General features: G+C 32.0%; 14 protein-coding genes. 9 read left to right on the top strand and 5 right to left on the bottom strand.

The window, feature by feature from the left end; all coding sequences use genetic code 11:
* Window positions 1-14 precede the first annotated feature (14 nt).
* The 3 genes from ES045_RS01190 to ES045_RS01180 all read left to right on the top strand — a co-directional run bounded on the left by ES045_RS01190 (window position 15) and on the right by ES045_RS01180 (window position 9,150).
* Window positions 15-2,951 carry a TonB-dependent receptor domain-containing protein gene (locus tag ES045_RS01190; protein WP_147111106.1) on the top strand — a complete coding sequence of 979 codons (2,937 nt, stop codon included), beginning with the start codon at window positions 15-17 and terminating at the stop codon, window positions 2,949-2,951.
* 158 nt (window positions 2,952-3,109) lie between these two features.
* Window positions 3,110-5,878 carry a TonB-dependent receptor gene (locus ES045_RS01185; protein WP_147111103.1) on the top strand — a complete coding sequence of 923 codons (2,769 nt, stop codon included), beginning with the start codon at window positions 3,110-3,112 and terminating at the stop codon, window positions 5,876-5,878.
* 317 nt (window positions 5,879-6,195) lie between these two features.
* A complete protein-coding gene (locus ES045_RS01180; RefSeq protein ID WP_147111100.1) occupies window positions 6,196-9,150 on the top strand; it encodes a TonB-dependent receptor in 2,955 nt (984 codons plus the stop codon).
* A gap of 73 nt (window positions 9,151-9,223) precedes the next feature.
* Here ES045_RS01180 and ES045_RS01175 read toward each other — a convergent pair whose 3' ends face one another.
* The 5 genes from ES045_RS01175 to ES045_RS01155 form a co-directional block, all read right to left on the bottom strand.
* Entirely contained in the window at window positions 9,224-9,988 is a 765-nt protein-coding gene (locus ES045_RS01175; RefSeq protein WP_189662994.1) for a UDP-2,3-diacylglucosamine diphosphatase, read from the bottom strand.
* Between the two features lie 15 nt (window positions 9,989-10,003).
* Window positions 10,004-11,575, bottom strand: a complete 1,572-nt coding sequence (locus tag ES045_RS01170) for a S41 family peptidase (RefSeq protein ID WP_147111097.1) — start codon at window positions 11,573-11,575, stop codon at window positions 10,004-10,006.
* Window positions 11,568-11,993 (bottom strand): deoxycytidylate deaminase, encoded by a 426-nt coding sequence (locus ES045_RS01165; protein WP_147111094.1) that lies wholly within the window; start codon window positions 11,991-11,993, stop codon window positions 11,568-11,570. Before ES045_RS01165 ends, ES045_RS01170 begins: the two co-directional genes overlap by 8 nt.
* Before the next feature lie 44 nt (window positions 11,994-12,037).
* Window positions 12,038-12,619 (bottom strand): HupE/UreJ family protein, encoded by a 582-nt coding sequence (locus ES045_RS01160; protein WP_147111091.1) that lies wholly within the window; start codon window positions 12,617-12,619, stop codon window positions 12,038-12,040.
* Window positions 12,620-12,697: 78 nt separating this feature from the next.
* Window positions 12,698-13,729: a LacI family DNA-binding transcriptional regulator gene (locus ES045_RS01155; protein WP_147111088.1), complete on the bottom strand. Its 1,032-nt coding sequence runs from the start codon at window positions 13,727-13,729 to the stop codon at window positions 12,698-12,700.
* Window positions 13,730-13,881: 152 nt separating this feature from the next.
* On the opposite strand from ES045_RS01155, the gene ES045_RS01150 reads away from it, so the two are divergent.
* The 6 genes from ES045_RS01150 to ES045_RS01125 all read left to right on the top strand — a co-directional run bounded on the left by ES045_RS01150 (window position 13,882) and on the right by ES045_RS01125 (window position 19,924).
* Window positions 13,882-14,928 carry a sugar kinase gene (locus ES045_RS01150; RefSeq protein ID WP_147111085.1) on the top strand — a complete coding sequence of 349 codons (1,047 nt, stop codon included), beginning with the start codon at window positions 13,882-13,884 and terminating at the stop codon, window positions 14,926-14,928.
* Window positions 14,929-15,028: 100 nt separating this feature from the next.
* A complete protein-coding gene (locus ES045_RS01145; protein ID WP_147111082.1) occupies window positions 15,029-15,697 on the top strand; it encodes a bifunctional 4-hydroxy-2-oxoglutarate aldolase/2-dehydro-3-deoxy-phosphogluconate aldolase in 669 nt (222 codons plus the stop codon).
* A 129-nt stretch (window positions 15,698-15,826) separates the two neighbouring features.
* Complete coding sequence (locus ES045_RS01140; protein WP_147111080.1) at window positions 15,827-16,825, top strand: winged helix-turn-helix domain-containing protein; 999 nt, start codon at window positions 15,827-15,829, stop codon at window positions 16,823-16,825.
* 1 nt (window position 16,826) lies between these two features.
* Window positions 16,827-17,723 (top strand): aldose 1-epimerase, encoded by an 897-nt coding sequence (locus tag ES045_RS01135; RefSeq protein WP_147111077.1) that lies wholly within the window; start codon window positions 16,827-16,829, stop codon window positions 17,721-17,723.
* A gap of 10 nt (window positions 17,724-17,733) precedes the next feature.
* A complete protein-coding gene (gene galK / locus ES045_RS01130) occupies window positions 17,734-18,882 on the top strand; it encodes a galactokinase (RefSeq protein WP_147111075.1) in 1,149 nt (382 codons plus the stop codon).
* A 19-nt stretch (window positions 18,883-18,901) separates the two neighbouring features.
* Complete coding sequence (locus ES045_RS01125; RefSeq protein ID WP_147111072.1) at window positions 18,902-19,924, top strand: UDP-glucose--hexose-1-phosphate uridylyltransferase; 1,023 nt, start codon at window positions 18,902-18,904, stop codon at window positions 19,922-19,924.
* Window positions 19,925-20,006 lie beyond the last annotated feature (82 nt).

The raw sequence follows: 20,006 nt of genomic DNA, 5'->3' as shown, positions 1-20,006 counted from the left end.
CCTTAAACTCGTAAATGTTTCAAAAATTAGTATACATAAAACTGATATTACTTATTTCTGTAACTTTTACTTTTCAAACGGCAGTTGCTCAAGAGCATAAAAAAGAGACCATATCTTTAGCTGCTTTGCTAGATAAAATTAGTAATAATCATCAAATATTTTTCACTTACAACGCAAATTTACTTTCGGGCAAACAAATTCAAGAAGAAGGTTTTGTAAACTTATCTTTAAGTGAGTCCATCTCTTTATTAGAAAAATTAACCCCTTTCTTATTTGATGATTTGGGCAATAACTATTATGTTATTTATGTCAAACAAAAAGACGGCAAGCGGAAAATTCATTCTAAGGGAACTACTGTTTTCTCGAGGAATGCAATTATAGACAGTACTTTTAATAGAAAAAAGGTAGTGGTTAGCGGAATCGTTCTAAGTTCAGATAATAGACCACTTAGCGGCGCAACTTTGCAAGAAAATGAATCTTTAGAAGGAACTACTACAAACATAGACGGAACATTCGCGTTCGAAATTCAGCAAAAAAATAATATTACCGTTAGTTTTTTAGGGCACAATTCTAAAAGACTTCAACTTGCGCCAAATATATTTCATACAATTGTTTTGTTGGCGGGTCAAGAATTAGATGAGGTACAAGTGGTAGGATCTAGAAATAAAAACAGAGTTGCCAAAGATACACCAGTAGCTATTGATTTTATAGATATTGAAAAGACATCTTCTAAAAGTAGTCAAGTAGAAATTAATCAATTTTTACAATACGCAATACCTTCATTTAATGCCACAAAACAATCTGGTGCAGATGGTGCCGATCATATAGATCCTGCAACTATAAGAGGTTTAGGACCAGACCAGACCTTGGTTTTAATCAACGGAAAAAGAAGGCATCAAGCTTCTTTAATAAATTTATATGGAACCAGAGGTAGAGGAAATTCTGGTACCGATTTAAATGCCATACCTATTTCAGCAATAAAAAGAATAGAATTATTAAGAGACGGTGCTTCTGCCCAATATGGATCTGATGCAATTGCAGGAGTTTTAAATATTGTTCTAAAAGACACCGATAATGAGCTAAATGTGAGTACTACTTTAGGGTTTCATAATGGCGATACAAATAGTGTTTTTCCTAATAAAGTTGATGGTTTTACCTATAAATTAGGTTTAAATTATGGCACAAAAATAAGTAAAGGAGGTTTTGTAAATGTTTCTGCAGAAGCTTTATCCACCGATAATACGTTAAGACCAACAACTGCTGCAAGAGAAAAATACGGTCAAGCAGCTGTAAAGAACGTGAGTCTTTTTTTAAATTCTGAAATTCCGATTTATAGAAATACAAAACTGTATTTAAATGGTGGTTTTAATTATAAAAACACAGAAGCTTTTGCTTTTACAAGAACTTTTAACAGCGAAAGAAATGTTTTAGCGATTTATCCGGGCGGATTTAATCCGTTAATTACCTCAGAGATTATTGACAATTCATTTTCAATAGGAATGGTGACAAATTTCAAAGAATGGAATATAGATGTGAATAATACGTTTGGAAGAAATAACTTTCATTATTTTATTAAAAACACTTTAAATGCAACGCTCGAAGAAAATTCACCAACAGAGTTTGATGCGGGTGGCCATCAATTAATTCAAAATACAACAAGCATCGATTTTTCTAAATATTTTTTAGAGAAATCTTACGGATTTAATATTGCTTTGGGTTTAGAATATCGATTAGATGAATACAAAATATTTTCTGGTGAAGAAGCTTCGTATGGCTCTTATGACATAAATGGAGATTTGGTAACCTCAAAAACACCAGTTTCAGACTATAAAACATATAACGGAATAATGAGACCAGGAGGTTCTCAAGGGTTTCCTGGGTATTCGCCAGAAAATGAAGTCGATAGAAATAGATCTAACTTTGGTCTATATTTAGATACAGAAGTAGATTTTACTAAGAAATTTATGATTGGTGCTGCGTTGCGCTATGAATATTATAGCGATTTTGGAAGCACACTAAACTTTAAATTGGCCTCTAGATATAAAATCACTCAAAAATTAAACCTAAGAAGTTCTTTTAGTACAGGCTTTAGAGCACCTTCCTTAGCTCAGATTTATTACAATTTAACCTTTACTAATTTTATTGGCAGCAGACCAACGGAATCACTTTTAGTAGCAAATAACAGTCCAATTGCAAGAAGGTTTAATATTGATAATTTAAAGGAAGAAAGCGCTAAAAATTTTAGTTTAGGGTTTGCGGCAAAACTAAGTTCTGCATTTAATGCAACATTAGATGCGTATTATGTTTCCATTAAGGACAGAATTATATTAAGCGGTAATTTTGATGCCTCTAGTTTAGGTTTGGGAATTGATAATGTTCAGTTTTTTGCAAACGGAGTAAGTACAGAAACTACAGGGATGGATTTGGTTTTAAACTGGAAGAAAAAAATGGCAAATAGCGAATTATCTTTCGATTTTTCTGGGAACATTAATTATATGAAAATTACAGAAATAAATAATAGAGAGTTAGATAAAGAAACTTTTTTTGGTAAGCGAGATCAGCAATTTTTATTAGCATCGGCGCCAAAAAGTAAGTTTAATTTAGGCGTTAATTATCAGTATAAAAAATTAAAAACATCTTTAAGCTTTACAAGATTTAGTAGCGTGCAATTAATTGATTGGCAAATAAGTCAAGATTTATCAAACTTTAATAATTCAGAAAAAGAAAGATTAGAAGCCTCTATAGATCGTTATCAACCAAAAATAACTACAGACATCCATTTCAGCTATCAAGTAAATGCTCTAATTAATCTGCAATTAGGCGCCAGTAATTTGTTTAATATCTATCCTACGAAACAAAATAGTTTTACTGATAGTGGAGGATTATGGGACGCTACACAAATGGGAACAAATGGTTCTTTTTACTACACAAAATTGAATATTAAGCTATAAATAGCAGCTATTCTATTGCTTTTTATAGTTTTTTTTGAAAATAAATAAATTTTTAAGGGTATACTTTTAGATTTCCTGTCTTATATAATAAATCGGTTACTGCAACTTTAAAAAAAGCGGCAACTAGTTAAACGTATTTATTAACTAATAATTTATTTATGAAACAAAAGTCTTTATCAAAATTATGTACAATTGCTCTTCTGTTTATGCTTCCTTTAGCATTCATGGCACAGACAATAAAAGGAAAAGTAACAGATGCCTCTGGAAGCGCATTGCCTTATATGAATGTTCTGGTAAAAGGAACTTCTATAGGTACTACCACTAATGATTCTGGTGAGTTTAGTTTAACAGTAAAAAAATTACCAGTTACTATTGTTGTGTCTTCGATAGGTTATAAATCGAAAAATGTAAAAGTAACCAATAGTGCTTTCTTAAACATATCAATACAAGAAGGAGATGAGGCTTTAAATGAAATTGTAATTACAGGATCTAGAACCCCAGCAAGAAGTAATACAAAAAGTCCTTTACCAATAGATATTGTTTCTGCAAAAGACCTAGTTTCTACAGGACAAACTAGTTTTGATAAAGCGTTACAATACAGAATACCATCATTTAATACTGTGCAAACACCAGTAAATGATGCTACTTCTTTATTAGATCCGTATGAAATTAGAAATATGGGGCCAAGTAGAACCTTAATTTTAATTAATGGGAAACGTAAAAATCTAAGTGCTTTATTATACACACAAGATTCTCCTGGACGTGGTGAAACGGGTGCAGATATTTCTGCAATTCCAACAGATGCAATTAAGTCTATTGAAATTTTAAGAGACGGCGCTTCTGCTCAATATGGTTCTGATGCGATTGCAGGGGTTATGAATATCATTTTAAAAGATGCTTCAGATGGAGGTTCTGCAACATTAAGAACAGGGATGACATCTAAAGGAGATGGCGAAATGTTTGGTGTTTCTGTGAACAATGGTTTTTCTATTGGAGAGGATAACGGTTTTATCAATTATACAGTAGATTTTTCTAAAACAAGTCTAGCAAATAGACCCGGTAAAGTGAGTGCAGAGGGTGAAGCGAATGAATTTGGTGCAGACTTAGGTGTTGTTCAAGAATTTTTATCAAGAAATCCTGATGCTAATAATATTAATGGTGCTCCAGAAACTGCTGCTGCAAAGTTTTTAATTAATGGAGGTTATGATTTAAGTGAAACTTCAAAAATTTATTTTAATGCAGCATATGTATTTAAAAAAGTAAATTCTTTTGCAAATTATAGAACTCCGTATTGGAAATCTGTAGTTTCAGAACCTTATTTAGGAGATTTGTTTCCTGGTGATCATCCTACAAATGCAGGTGGTTTTGATGGATATGTGCCAACTTTCGAAGGTTTATTAAATGATTATAATGCAACATTGGGTTTAAAAAAAGTTATTAATGATTGGAATATTGATTCAAGCATAACTTTTGGAGGGAACCAACAAACATATACCGTAAATAACTCTCATAATAGCTCATATTCGCTTACAGACCCTATTTGGACAGATACGAATAGTAATAATGAGGTTGATTCTGGAGAAGTTGCTTTTGGGAATAACAAGTATAGAGAAAATAGTCCTACTAGTTTCAATCCAGGAGGTACCGCTTTTAATCACGTTGTAGGGAATTTAGATATTTCAAAAATTTTATCTGATAAAGTAGCCATTGCAGTAGGAGCAGAATTTAGAACAGAAAATTTCGAGATAATTGAAGGAAGTGTTGCCTCTTATGAAGGTGGTGGTGCAGATTCTTTTGCAGGAAACGATATAAAAAACTCTGGAAGTTTTAACAGATATAATTTAGGTGGATATTTCGATTTAGCTTGGGATATTTCTGAAGACTTTTTAATAAACGGGACCATTAGAGGTGAAAATTATTCAGATTTTGGAAGTACTTTCGTTTGGAAAGTAAGTTCTCGTTATAAGTTTGCAGATGATAAGTATACGGTTAGAGCATCTATTTCTACAGGATTTAGAGCGCCTACTTTACATCAAATTTTTACAGAGAAATTACAATATTCTTTTGCAGATGATGGTGGAATTGAAATTAACGGAATTGTGAATAACGTATCTCCAAAAGCAAGAGCATTAGGTATACCAAGTTTAAATCCAGAAGAGTCTACAAACTTTACAATTGGTTTTGGTGGTAAGCCTTCAAGAAACTTTAGTTTTACTTTAGATTACTATAAAATAGATGTTGATGATAGAATTATTTTTACGAATCCGATTGCAGGAAATCAATTTTTTATCAACGGATTAAACACCACAACTTCTGGGTTAGATTTTGTATCTAACTTTAGAGGAATTAAAATCGGGGATGGTAAATTAGCATTCAACTTATCTGGTAACTACACGATAAAGAATGAAAGAACAAATGAAATACCTACTATTACAGCAGAAGATGGCAACAGTTATGCTGTTTTAGATAGATCTACAGAGGCTTTAATGTTTACTTCTAGACCAAAAACAAAATGGATTCTTGGTGCTAATTATGACATTAATAAATTCGGATTCTCTTTGAACAACACTTATTTTGGAAAAACTACTTTTAAACAAAAGTTTATGAGCGACAATTTAAGAACAGAATTTACACCAAAAATAATTACAGATTTAGGGATTAATTTTAATGCATCAGAAAAAATAACGATTGCTTTTAATGTAAATAACCTATTTAATGTATTACCAGAATGGGGCTTTAAAGCAGAAAATGCAGCAGGACAGTCAATTATAAACGATACTACTCTTACAAGTACCGGGTTAACGGAACTTCAAAACAATTCAAATGCAATTACATTTGATAATCGTTATGCTATAACTACTTATGATGGTTCTCACTTTAGCCAATTAGGTACCATGTTTAATTTGTCTTTAAATTACCAGTTTTAAAGAACAATTATATTTGATTAATTAGGAAACGCTACTCGAAAGAGTAGCCTTTTTTTACATAAAAAAGTAAATGATTAATAACGGATAGAAAGGCTTTTTTTAAAACAAGAATTTAATGCCGTTTTATTAAAACAGCAGCATATAAAAGGAACATGTGCCTTTTATATATCGCTACCTATTCAATAAAAAAAATACACTAAAACAAGTGTATCTCAAAGTAAATTGCTAATAATTAAATACTTCTATCAAAAAGTTGTAGTTTAGATAGCGTAATTAATTATTTTTAATAGAAACAATAATTTTAAAACACGAGGACTATGAAACAAAACAACGTACAAAAAATTTTATTTTTTTCTTTCTTATTTTTGTTGCCTTTAGCGATGGTTGCACAAACTATTAAAGGAAAAGTAACAGATGCTTCTGGGCAAACTTTACCCTACATGAATGTCTTTGTAAAAGGAACATCAAACGGAACCACCACAAATGATATCGGAGAATTTAGCCTTACGGTAAAAGGTTTGCCAACTACCATAGTGGTATCTTCTATTGGTTTTGCAACGAAAGAAGTACTGGTTACCAAAAACACTTTTTTAACAATTCTAATAAAGGAAGACAATGTTTCTTTAGGAGAAATTGTTGTAATTGGTTCTAGAAATCCAAATAGATCTGCCATAGATTCTCCTGTACCAATTGATATTGTTGATATAAAAGAATTAGCAGCATCATCACCACAAGTAAATTTAAATCAAATTTTAAATTTTGTAGCACCTTCATTTACATCGAACACACAAACTATTTCAGATGGTACAGATCACGTAGATCCTGCTTCATTAAGAGGTTTAGGTCCAGATCAAGTGTTGGTATTAATCAACGGGAAAAGAAGACACACCTCTTCTTTAATAAACGTGAATGGTACTTTTGGTAGAGGTTCTGTAGGTACAGATTTAAATGCAATACCAGCAGCAGCAATTAAGAGATTAGAAGTTTTAAGAGACGGTGCAGCTGCACAATATGGTTCTGATGCTATTGCAGGAGTTATAAATATTGTTTTAAACGAAACAGTAAATGAGTTGTCTTTAGCGGTAACTACCGGAGCTAATTTTAGCAAAAATGCAAATGCACAAACAGGTGGTGTAGACGGACAAACTACAAACATTAGTGCAAGCTACGGATTGCCTTTAGGTGAAAATGGTGGTTTTATTACTTTTTCTGGAGATTTTGATGTTCGTGAAGCTTACAACAGAATGAAAGAATGGGAAGGAGATATTTTTAATGGATATAATGTTGTTGAAAGATTAGCAAATGCAGCTAATTATGATACCACAAGATTTTTATCTTTAGCAAATGGATTAGACCCAACATCTAATGAATACAATACTATTTTAAATGATCTAAAAGGATTTTCAAACACGGCTGGTTATCCTACAACAGCAGGAGATGATTTAGCTGCGCTACAAACAATATTAGGTGCCGATGCAACTACATCTGAATTGGCAGCAAGAAATTTGAATAGAACAGACTTTAACATGAGAGTTGGGCAATCTAAAGTTCGTGGAGGTAGATTTTTTGCCAACTTTAAACTACCTTTAGATGACAATGGTACAGAAATCTATTCTTTTGCAGGTTTAAGTTCAAGAGATGGTAACTCTGCAGGTTTTTACAGATTACCTAACCAAAGTAGAACGTATACGCCTGCTTACAATAATGGTTTTTTACCAGAAATTAATTCAACAATTTCAGATAAATCTTTAGCTGTTGGTATCAAAGGTAAAATTGGTGAGTGGAATGTAGATTTTTCAAATACCTACGGTAGAAATGCATTCGATTATAGAATAGGGAATACCTACAATGCTTCTCAAGGAAAAGCATCTCCAACCACTTTTGATGCTGGTGGATTTGCATTTACACAAAACACGACCAATTTAGATATATCTAAATTTTATGACGACACTTTTGAAGGATTTGGTCTTGCTTTTGGAGCAGAACATAGAATTGAAAACTATGAAATTATTTCGGGAGAAGAGTCTTCTTACACACAATACCAAGCAGATGGACAAGCATTTAGTGGTATAGCGGGTACCACTCCGTTAAAAGACTTTTTTGGAAGTTCTAGACCAGGAGGTTCTCAAGTATTTCCTGGGTTTGGTCCTAAAAACGAATTGGCAAGAGCACGTAGTAGTGTCGCTGCTTACTTAGATTTAGATGCGAAATTTTCAGAAGTATTCTCAACTACTTTTGCAACACGTTATGAAAATTATTCAGATTTTGGTGCTACCGTAAACTTTAAGTTAGCGTCTATTTACAAAGCATCTGATAATTTTAGAATTAGAGCTTCCTTTAATACTGGTTTTAGAGCACCTTCTTTACACCAATTAAATTATAACTCTACCTCTACTATTTTTCAAGATGGTCTACCTGTAGAAGTAGGTACGTTTGCAAATGATAGTAAAGCAGCACAATTATTAGGAATTCCTCAATTAAAAGAAGAAACTTCTAATAGTTTTAGTGCAGGTTTTACAGCAAAATTACCAGAGTCTAATATTACATTTACTGTAGATGGTTATATTGTAAATATTGATGATAGAGTAGTGTACACGGGTCAGTTTAAACCGACACTTATTGCTGATGGTCTGCCAAATGCAGGAGAGCCAATTGATGCAGCTAACTTAGAACTTTCTAACTTATTGGTTCAAGCGAATGCAACGGCAGCGTCTTTCTTTGCAAATGCAATAGACACAAGATCTACAGGTGTAGATGTTGTAATTTCACACAAGGCAAATTTTGGAAAAAACACAAGATTAAAAACTGATTTATCAGGAACTTTTTCTCAAACAAGACAAGTAGGTGGAATCAATTCTTCGCAAATATTAAAAGACGCAGGTCAAGAAAGTACTTATTTTCCAGAAGATAGTAGAATCTATTTAGAAGAGGCAGTACCAACAACTAAAGTGAACTTAACAAATAGTTTAACTTCAGGAAAGTTTAATGTTTTCTTTAGAAATGTTTACTTTGGAAAAGTGTCTGAGGCAACAAACTCGATTGCTAATCAGCAAAACTTTAACTCTAAAGTAGTTACAGATTTATCACTTGGTTACAAAGCTACAGAAGACTTAACATTAACTATAGGAGCTAATAATTTATTAGACGTATACCCAGATAGAGCTATTGAAGCGAACCGAAGCGGTGGGCGTTTTGACTGGTCTAGAAGATCTCAACAATTTGGTGTTAGTGGTCGTTTCTTATTTGCAAGAGTAAGTTTCAACTTAAAATAAACCAATGTATTTTATCAGAAAAAAGCGGCAATTTGCCGCTTTTTTTTGTTCTTTCTTATTCTTGAGGTATCTATTATTCGTCTTTAAGTAAGAGAAAAGTATGTTCTGAAAAGACACCATAGGTATAATAATGTATCCAATCGCCAAGATTTATATAGATGCTGTTTTCTTGTAATTTTATCTCTAAAGGAAGGTGTCGGTGTCCAAAAACAAAGTAATCATAATGTTTTTCTGTCAGTTTCTTTTTACAATATTGCACCAACCATTCGTTTTCTTCTCCTAAAAATTTCGCATCTTCATCACCAGAAATCATTTTATTTTTTACAGACATGTATTGGCCAAGTCTTACGCCAATATCTGGGTGAAGCCATCTAAACATCCACTTAAATAAAGGAAAAGTAAATACTTTTTTCATGCGTTTATACCCTTTGTCTCCGGGTCCTAAACCATCTCCATGTCCAATTAAAAACTTTTTATTGTTGATGAGAAACTCTTTTGGTGCATGGTATACAGGTATATTTAATTCTTTTTCGAAATAATCATGCATCCATAAATCATGATTACCCACAAAGAAATAGACGGGAATTCCGGCATCTCTAATTTCTGCTAATTTTCCTAAAACTCTAACAAAACCCTTAGGAACTACTGTTTTATATTCAAACCAAAAATCGAATAAATCGCCTAAAATAAAAATAGCTTCTGCATCTTTTTTAATGGTATCTAACCAAGCTACAAACTTTTTTTCTCTAGGAAAACTAGCTTCAGCGGTTGGTGCACCTAAGTGCTGATCTGAAGCAAAATATACTTTTTTATTTTTTGAAGTGGTTATTTTTATCATTGCTACAAAGAAAAGCTATTCGTTAGTACTTTCCAACTCCAAAACCTTTTGCAGCATTTTGTCTTCTTCATGAATAATTCTGTAGAAACCAACATCACCAAAAAGTACGTTTGCAATAGAAGCTTTTAAATATTTTTTAATGCTCTGTTTTGCTCTAAAAGAAGGCTTAATTCTTTGTTTAATATCAGCTAAATAACTATTAAAAACAGCTTCATCTTTGTCAAAATCTTCAATATATGTAGCGATGGTCCATTTTGCTAGCTTCTTTCTATTTGTATCTACATAATCGAAAGCAAAATTATTAATAGTATTAAAATAAAAATTAGACATGTAAGAAGTGGTGTCTATCGCTACAAAAACATCAGGAATTATACCTCCACCGCCATAAACAACTTTCCCTTTAGGTGTTGTAAATTTTAAAGAATCTACTACTTTTATACTATCTTTATTTAGCAACTCTCCACTAGAAATTCTTTGTTGAAAATCTTTGTAATAATTTTTATTTCCGTGACCAGCATACGGTTTTTGTATCGATCTACCAGTAGGCGTATAATAGCGAGCAGTTGTTAACCGAACTGCAGAACCATCTCCTAGATCCATTTCTATTTGCACCAAACCTTTCCCAAAAGAACGTCTTCCAATGATCGTTCCTTTGTCGTTGTCTTGTAAGGCACCGGCAACAATTTCTGAAGCAGAAGCCGAATTTTCATCAATTAAAACATACAAACCACCTTTTTCGAAATCTCCCTTAGAAGTTGCAAAAGACTCTTCAATTTTACCTTTATTATTCTTTGTAAAGACAATTAGTTTGTCATCTTCTAAAAATTCGTCAACAATACTATTTGCGATGTCTATAAAACCACCTCCATTTCCACGAAGATCTAAAACGAGGTCTGTCATGCCATCATCCATTAAATTATTTAAGGAAGATTTAAATTCTGTAAAAGTGTTTCTAGCAAAGCGATCTAATTTAATATATCCAATAGAATCATTAATCATATAAGCTAAATCGACACTTTTAATATTTACTTTACCGCGCGTAATTTCAACATTAAAAAGAGAATCTGTACTTTTTCTATAAATTTGAAGATTTACTTCTGTATTTGGTTTTCCTTTTAAGAATTTAGGAATTGCATCAATTATTAATTCTTTTCCAAAAAGGGTGTCTTTATTAGCCATTAAAATTCTGTCACCCGCTTTTATTCCGGCTTTTATACTTGGACCACCTTTTATAGGTTGAATAACGGTAATAGAGTCGGAAATCATTCTAAACTGAACACCAATTCCTACAAAATTACCTTGCATATTTTCTTTAACAGCTTGTAGGTTTTCTTTGGGAATATAGACAGAATGCGGGTCTAATTCGCCTAGCATTTTTGTAATTGCACCATCTAATAAACTGTCTGTAGAAACGTTATCTACATAATCGTTTTCAATAAAATTTATTAGTTTTTTTATTTTTCTTTCTTGGGTAGAACTTTTTGAGAAAGACAATAAGTTGCTAGAGCTTCCGCTAAAAGACATGCCTATTAAGATTCCGAAAACAACTGCGATTGCAAGAAATAATGGAAGATTTTTTTTATTCATAAGGTAAATATGTGATTTTTACACCAGCTTTTTCTAAAAATTCTATTCCAGCAGTATCTCTATAAGAATTTGCATATACAACTCTTTTGATGCCTGCTTGGTGAATTAGTTTGCTACATTGTGTACAAGGTGATAGGGTAATATATAAAGTTGCATTTTTTGCAGATTGTGTAGAGCTTGCAACTTTTAAAATAGCGTTAGCTTCTGCGTGCAAAACCTCCCATTTTGTAATGCCTTCTTTGTCTTCGCAACAATTATTAAAACCTGTTGGTGTTCCGTTAAAGCCATCAGAAATAATCATTCTATCTTTTACAATTAAGGCACCAACTTGTTTTCGTTTACAGTGAGAAAGTTTTCCCCATTCTAAAGCCATTTTCAAGTAAGCTTTGTCATATTTTAACTGTTTTTGTGCTGTCATGAATACGAAAGTAAAAAGATTAATAAGAATGTTACGTTAATAAATTACCAAAATACTCTGTCTAACATCATTTGAATAGAGAAACCAATTACAATAGAAGAGCAAACTAAAACCCAATCTCTTCTGGCAACTCTTAAAAAATTCTGAAGGATCGCGCCAATAATTAAGATTCCTAAAACAATAATTATTTGTGCAGCTTCTATACCTAAAGCAAATTCTAATAACGGAAAAAGTTTATCGTCTTCTTTACCAACCATCATTTTAAAATAATTAGAAAAGCCTAAACCATGAATTAAGCCAAAAATTGAGGCAAAAAATAAGTTTATATTTTCTTTTCCTGTGGATGATTTCTTAGCAGTAAAAACATTGAATACTCCTGTGATGAAAATAGTTACGGGAATTAGAAATTCAATCATATCCATGTTAAGACTTAGAATTCCGTATGCAGACAAAGCCAATGTTACAGAATGCCCAAGTGTAAAAAGCGTAACCAACCAAAAAACTTTTTTAAATTGGTGAAAGCTAAAGACAACCGCTAAAACTATTAAAAATAAAATATGGTCGTAAGCACTAAAGTCTAAAACATGGTTTAGACCCATTTTAAAGTAAAGAATAAAATCGTTCATCATTATAATTTTCAGAGGAATTTCAAAGATATGAAAAGAATAAATTACTTAGTTAATTTCTAACAAGTAAGATACTTTCTAAAGTGTCTTTTTCTTTGAAGAATCTCTCACTATTAATTCGGCATCTAAAATTTGCTTGTTTAGTTTTTGCGTTACTGTTTTCTCTTTAATATGTTTTAAAAAGGTTTCTGCAGCCAACCGTCCTATTTCTGCACTGTGTTGGTTTACGCTTGTTATACTCGGAGTAACCATATCTGTAAAAGGTTCGTTACCAAAACCAACCAAGGCAATTTCTTCGGGTATTTTTATATTATTTTCATTTAGAACCTGCAAAGCACCTAACGCAGCATAATCTCCGGCAACATAAACAGCATCTGGTCTGTTTTTTAAATTGAGTAACTGTTGCATTTTTGCTCTTCCATTTTCGGTAGAAAGATTTGTTTCAATTAACAACTCATCATCTAAAGGTAAATGATACTTTTTTAAAGCATCTATGTAGCCTCTAATTCTGTTATTATAAATTCTTGTTCTTTTATAACCGCCAATATGAGCAATTCTTTTGCAACCCTGTGCTACGAGATGTTCTACAATAATATGACTGCTATTATAGTCATCAATTCCAATATAATCAACATTTAAATTATTTTCACCTCTATCAAATAAAATCAACGGAATTCCTTTCGACTTTATTTTCTCGTAATATTGTAAATCTACAGTCTCATTTGCCATAGAAGCAATAATACCATCTACTTGGGTAAATAATAAAGTGTCTATACTGTTACATTCTTTTTGATAAGATTCATTAGATTGTGTAATGATGATGCTGTATCCTTTCTCATTTAAGACGTGTTCTATATTTTGAATTACTGAAGAAAAGAAGCTGCTATTTGTTCTCGGTACAATAACACCAACTAATTTAGATTTTCCGCTTCTTAGTGCACTTGCCAAATGATTTGGTTGATAGTTTAAGTTTTCGGCAACCTGCTTTACTGCTTTTTTAGTTTTATCGCTAATTCTAGAATCGTCGTGAAGTGCTTTAGAAACGGCAGCAGCAGAGATGTTTAGAACATTTGCAATATCTTTTATAGTTGTTTTCTTTTTTTTATTCAATTTTTTATACCTTTGCTTAAACGATTAAGCAAATATAGAGCGATATTGTTAATTATCAAAATAGACCACAAGTATAATCTGTTTTGATTTTATTTTGAAGGGTTGGTTAAACGTTTAACCAAATAAATTGTAATTATTAAATAAGATATAAAATGGGTAAAGTTGTAACTTTCGGAGAGATCATGCTAAGATTAGCTCCACAAGGATTTTTAAGATTTTCACAAGCAAATAATTTTGATGTTGTTTATGGTGGTGGAGAATCTAATGTAGCCGTTTCTTTAGCAAACTACGGTGTAGATGTAGATTTTGTAACGCGTTTACCAAAAAATGATATTGGAGACTGTGCTATGATGGAAATGAGAAAACGTGGTGTTGGTGTACATAAAATTGTTTGGGGTGGAGACAGATTAGGTATTTATTTCTTAGAAACCGGTGCCGTTTCTAGAGGATCTAAAGTTGTTTATGACAGAGCGCATTCTGCAATCGCAGAAATTAAATCTGGTATGATCGATTGGGACGTTGTTTTTGACGGTGTGGAATGGTTTCATTGGACAGGTATTACGCCTGCAATTTCACAAGGAGCTGCGGATGTTTGTTTAGAAGCTGTAAAAGCTGCAAGTGCTAAAGGAATTACCATTTCTACAGATTTAAATTATAGAGCAAAACTTTGGAACTTCTGTGATGATGCTCATAGAGAATCGATTATGACAGAATTAACTTCTTACTGTGATATCGTTTTAGGGAATGAAGAAGATGCAGAAATGCATTTCGGAATTAAGCCAGAAGGAATTTCTGTACAAACAGAAGGACACAACGTAAAAGCAGAAGCCTTTTTATCTGTTTGTGAGCAAATGATGGAAAAATTTCCAAGAGCTAAAAAAGTAATTACAACCTTAAGAGGTTCTATTTCTGCTTCTCACAATACATGGGCAGGAGTTTTATATGATGGTAAAACATTGTTGCAAACACGTCAATATCAAATTACAGATATTGTAGATAGAGTTGGTGGTGGAGATTCATTTATGGGCGGTTTAATCTACGGATTGTTAAAATACCCAGAAGATGACCAAAACGCATTAGACTTTGCAGTGGCAGCTTCTGCTTTAAAACACACAATTAAAGGAGATGCAAATTTAGCAACCGTTGCTGAGGTAGAAAAATTAATGGGTGGTGATGCATCTGGTAGAGTAGCAAGATAAAATGTTTAATTTTTGAAACGTTTAATTGTGTAACTATACCTAATAATTACACATTTAAACAATTAGACAATTAATTACAACTAAAGAATTACGCAAATTTATGGCACAATATACAAGATTAGAAGTAGCACAAGTAATGAAAGATACAGGAATGGTTCCTTTATTCTTTCATAATGATATAGAAGTGAGTAAAAAAGTTTTAAAAGCATGTTATGACGGTGGTGCTCGTTTAATGGAGTTTACCGCAAGAGGAGATTTCGCACATGAAGTTTTTGGAGAATTAACCAAATATGCAATTAAAGAATTACCAGGCATGGTAATGGGTGTTGGTTCTGTTACAGATGCAGCAGCAGCTTCATTATATATGGCCTTAGGTGCAAACTTTATTGTAACTCCGGTTTTACGTGAAGACATTGCAATTGCTTGTAATCGTAAAAAAGTATTATGGTCTCCTGGATGCGGAACCTTAACAGAAATTGCAAGAGCAGAAGAATTAGGTTGTGAAATAGTAAAATTATTTCCTGGTGATATTTATGGTCCACAATTTGTTAAAGGAATTAAAGGACCACAACCATGGACGAGTATCATGCCAACAGGCGGAGTTTCTCCAACCAGAGAAAACTTAGAAGGTTGGTTTAGCGCAGGTGTAACTTGTGTTGGTATGGGTTCTAAATTAATGGCAAAAAATGCCGATGGTAGTTTCGATTATAAAACGATAGAAAGCACTACAAAAGAAGCTTTAGATATTATAAAGTCTCTTAGAAAATAAGATTATTTTTTTATTTTAAACTTTGAAGCCCTTCAATATATATGTTGAAGGGTTTCTTTTTTTTAAAATCAAAAAACAGACCAGTACCTACTAGTTGTTTGTTTAAAGAATATAGTATATATTTGTCTTATGGAAATTGTATCACTAGAACAGGAATCTAAAATACCTAAATATAAGCAAATAGTTAACTCTATAGAGAATGCAATTATAAGTGGAGTCTTAAAAAAGGGAGATAAATTGCCCTCTTTAAACACCATTAAAGAGCAGCATTCTCTTTCTCGAGATACTGTTTTAATCGCTTTTAATGAATTAAAAAATCGTGGAATTATCAATTCTGTGGTTGGTAAAGGTTATTATGTAAACAGTGAACATGTAGAAGTTGCGAAAAAAATATTTTTACTTTTTGATGAACTCAATTCCTTTAAAGAAGACTTATATAATTCTTTTTTAGAAAACTTAGGGGAAGACAATCAGGTAGATATCTTTTTTCATCATTTTAATAATGCCGTTTTTAGTAAACTAATCAATGACAATATCGGCAATTACAGCCATTATGTAATTATGCCCGCAAATTTAGTTGGTACAGAAGCCGTTATTCAGAATTTACCCAAAGAAAAAGTATACATTCTAGACCAGGTTCATGAAGAACTTTCTCAATATCCTGCCATTTATCAAAATTTTGAAAAAGATATTTTTAATGGTCTTTCCGACGGACTTTCAGCATTGAAAAAATACAATAAACTCATTTTATTATTTTCTGATGACAGGCAACCTAAAGGGATTTTAAAAGGTTTTCAGACTTTTTGTGCAAAAAATAAGGTGTCTAATGAAGTTATTTCTTCATTAAATAACCGAACACCAAAGAAAGGTGAAGTGTACTTTGTGTTAGATGATAAAAACTTGATTGTAATTATTAAAAAAATCAAACAAGAAAAATTAATTATAGCAGACGAGATTGGTATTATTTCTTTTAATGATACCATTTTAAAAGAAGTGGTAGCAAACGGTATTACAACTATTTCTACCGATTTTAATTTCATGGGAAAAAAATTAGCCCAAATGATCTTAAATAATGAACAAGAAAAAGTAGCAAATCCTAGTAGTTTTATAAGCAGAAAATCTTTATAGCATGTTTAAAGTTCATAAAATAAGCCAAAACGGTTTCAGTTTTTTAGAGTTAAAAAATTCAGATGAAAGTAGTATCGCAAGAATTTCTTTAAACGAAGGTGGAAGGTTGCAAGAATTCACTTTTAACAACATTGAAATTGTAAAAGACATTCTTAATTTCGAATATAAAAACTCGTATGCTTCTGCAATATTATTTCCTTTTGCAAATAGAATTGAAAACGGAAAATATATTTTTAATGATGAAAAACATCAATTTAAGTGTAATGAAGGGGAAGGTAAAAACGCGTTACATGGGTTGGTGTATAACAAAGAGTTTCAACTTAAAGAAGAAGAAATTAAGGTTGATAAATGTGCTGTAATGCTCTGTTATCAAGAAAATAAAAAGATAAAAGGTTTTCCTTTTACGTATGCAATTTACGCAACATACACTTTAACGAAAGAAGGGTTAAGTCTTTCTATAAAAGTAAAAAACACAGATACCAATTCATTTCCGTTTACTTTAGGTTGGCATCCTTATTTTTTCTGTGAAGATTTACACAATAGCTCTTTAAATTTTGCAAGTGATAAAAAAATAGCGTTTGATAAAAACTTAATCACTAAGGAAATTGTAGCCTATAAAGCTACTTCAGTTTTTAAAATTGAAGACAAACAATTAGACGATTGTTTTATTTTAGAAAACAATAAAATCGACTTTAATACCGCTAAGTATCAATTAGAAATAACATCAAACGTAAAAGAAAATTTTTTACAGATGTATACTCCAAAAGGATTGCCTTTAATAGCAATTGAACCAATGACTGGGGTTTCTAACAGTCTTAATAATAAAATTGGGTTACAAGTTTTAGAGCCAAATACATCTTATTCCTTAACATGGAATGTGAAAATAAATAATAATTAAACTTTTTATAATGAGCCAAACATTAATACAAGAAGTAAAAACAAAGTTTATATCGGTTTTTGCAAAAGAACCTTTACTTGTTTTTTCTCCTGGAAGAATAAATATAATAGGAGAACACACAGATTATAACGGAGGTTTCGTTTTTCCGGCTGCTGTAGACAAGGGAATAGCAGCTGCAATTCAAAAAAGTGATGTTGACGGTTGTATAGCAATTGCGCTAGATTTAGATAGTGAAATTAAGTTTGAGCTAGATACTTTAAAACCATCTAAAGAAGGAAGTTGGGAAAATTATGTTTTTGGTGTTGTTGCTGAAATTCAGAATCGGAATAAAATTATTGGAAATTTTAATATTGTATTTAAAGGAAATATTCCTAGTGGTGCAGGTATGTCTTCTTCTGCGGCTTTAGAAAATAGTGTTGTTTTTGGGTTGAACGAATTGTTTGAGTTGGGTTTAACAAAAACAGAAATGATTCTAATTTCACAAAAAGCAGAACACAATTATGTGGGTGTCAAATGCGGAATTATGGACCAATACGCAAGTATGTTTGGTATTAAAAACAATGCATTGTTGTTAGATTGTAGAACCATTGAATCTGAAGCCTTTGAAATAGATTTTAAAGACCATGAATTAATGCTCATAAACACCAACGTAAAACATAGTTTGTCTGATAGTGCTTATAATGATAGAAGGTCTGCCTGCGAAAGTGTTGCAGAACTGCTAAATATTGAAACGTTAAGAGAAGCAACCGAAGAAGATTTAGAAGGAATAAAAGATAAAGTTACACCAGAAAATTATCAAAAAGCGTTGTATGTAATTCAAGAAATTGAAAGAACTCAACAAGCTGCAAAAGCAATTAAAGAAAATGATTTAGAAAAATTAGGCGCTTTAATTTATGGGTCTCACAATGGTTTGCAACATCAATATAAAGTAAGTTGTGTAGAGTTAGATTTCTTGGTAGACCAAGCGAAGAAAAATAAACATGTTTTAGGAGCAAGAATGATGGGCGGTGGTTTTGGCGGTTGTACCATCAATTTAATTGCAAAAAGCGAATCAAAAGCATTTGCAGAAGCAGCTGCTAAAGCGTACAAAAATAAATTTAAAAAAGAGTGTTCTGTTTATTTTGTAGCACTTTCTGAAGGAACACATTTAGTAAAATAAAGAATTAAAAAATATTAAAATGGAAAATAACGATTTACAAGACTATTCACATAAGAGGTTTAATATTTTAACAGGAGAATGGGTTTTAGTTTCTCCTCATAGAGCAAAACGCCCTTGGCAAGGGCAGAATGAAGAGATTTCTACAGAAAAAAGACCTTCTCATGATGAAAGCTGTTATTTATGTGCTACAAATACACGTATAAATGGGGAGATAAATCCAGATTATAAAGATGTTTTTGTTTTTACAAATGATTTTGCGGCGCTTCAAAAAGACTCTCCTTCTTTTTCTGTGGATGAAGGTTTGTTAAAAGCTAAAAGTGAAAGCGGTATTTGTAAAGTAATTTGCTTCAGTCCAGATCACTCTAAAAGTTTGGCAGAAATGGAAGTTGAGGATATTAAAAAAGTAGTGCATGCGTGGCAAAAAGAATTTACTTCTTTAGGAGAAAATGAAGCGATTAACTATGTACAAATTTTCGAAAACAAAGGCGCAGTAATGGGTTGTAGCAATCCGCACCCTCACGGACAAATATGGAGTCAGTCTACGTTGCCAAACGAAGTTGAGAAAAAAGATGTTCATCAGAAAAAATACTATTCAGAAAACAACACAAGTCTTTTAGGAGATTATTTACAGCAAGAATTAAAAGCAAAAGAACGCATTATTTTTGAAAATGAAGATTTTGTTGTGTTAACCCCTTTTTGGGCAATTTGGCCTTTCGAAGTGATGATTGCACCTAAAAAAGCACAGAAAAATATCTTAGAACTTTCAGATGCTGAAGCTAAGAATTATGCCCAAGCAATTTCTGTAATTACAAAAGCGTATGATAAATTGTTTCATACTTCTTTTCCGTATTCAAGCGGAATTCATCAAGCACCAACAAACGGAGCAGATAATTCTCACTGGCATTGGCACATGAGTTTTTATCCACCTTTACTAAGAAGTGCTACTGTAAAGAAATTTATGGTAGGTTATGAGATGTTTGGTTCTCCGCAAAGAGATATTACTGCAGAAATAGCTGCAAACAGATTAAAAGAATTGATATAATAACGTTTAACGTTATAGCCTTCTAGAGGCTTTTTATAGATACAAATAAAAAAAGGGAGTAACTTTATGTTACTCCCTTTTT

Origin of the sequence: Polaribacter sp. IC073, assembly GCF_007997075.1 — a bacterium.
Lineage (GTDB): Bacteria > Bacteroidota > Bacteroidia > Flavobacteriales > Flavobacteriaceae > Polaribacter.
The sequence above is the reverse complement of the archived record's forward strand: the minus strand, read 5'-3'. Positions and strand labels throughout refer to the sequence as shown.

Bases quoted from the DNA above. Each gene is read 5' to 3' on its own strand.
- ES045_RS01190 (WP_147111106.1), top strand. From the start codon at position 15: ATGTTTCAAAAATTAGTATACATAAAACTGATATTACTTATTTCTGTA.
- ES045_RS01185 (WP_147111103.1), top strand. From the start codon at position 3,110: ATGAAACAAAAGTCTTTATCAAAATTATGTACAATTGCTCTTCTGTTT.
- ES045_RS01180 (WP_147111100.1), top strand. From the start codon at position 6,196: ATGAAACAAAACAACGTACAAAAAATTTTATTTTTTTCTTTCTTATTT.
- ES045_RS01175 (WP_189662994.1), bottom strand. From the start codon at position 9,988: ATGATAAAAATAACCACTTCAAAAAATAAAAAAGTATATTTTGCTTCA.
- ES045_RS01170 (WP_147111097.1), bottom strand. From the start codon at position 11,575: ATGAATAAAAAAAATCTTCCATTATTTCTTGCAATCGCAGTTGTTTTC.
- ES045_RS01165 (WP_147111094.1), bottom strand. From the start codon at position 11,993: ATGACAGCACAAAAACAGTTAAAATATGACAAAGCTTACTTGAAAATG.
- ES045_RS01160 (WP_147111091.1), bottom strand. From the start codon at position 12,619: ATGAACGATTTTATTCTTTACTTTAAAATGGGTCTAAACCATGTTTTA.
- ES045_RS01150 (WP_147111085.1), top strand. From the start codon at position 13,882: ATGGGTAAAGTTGTAACTTTCGGAGAGATCATGCTAAGATTAGCTCCA.
- ES045_RS01145 (WP_147111082.1), top strand. From the start codon at position 15,029: ATGGCACAATATACAAGATTAGAAGTAGCACAAGTAATGAAAGATACA.
- ES045_RS01140 (WP_147111080.1), top strand. From the start codon at position 15,827: ATGGAAATTGTATCACTAGAACAGGAATCTAAAATACCTAAATATAAG.
- ES045_RS01135 (WP_147111077.1), top strand. From the start codon at position 16,827: ATGTTTAAAGTTCATAAAATAAGCCAAAACGGTTTCAGTTTTTTAGAG.
- galK (WP_147111075.1), top strand. From the start codon at position 17,734: ATGAGCCAAACATTAATACAAGAAGTAAAAACAAAGTTTATATCGGTT.
- ES045_RS01125 (WP_147111072.1), top strand. From the start codon at position 18,902: ATGGAAAATAACGATTTACAAGACTATTCACATAAGAGGTTTAATATT.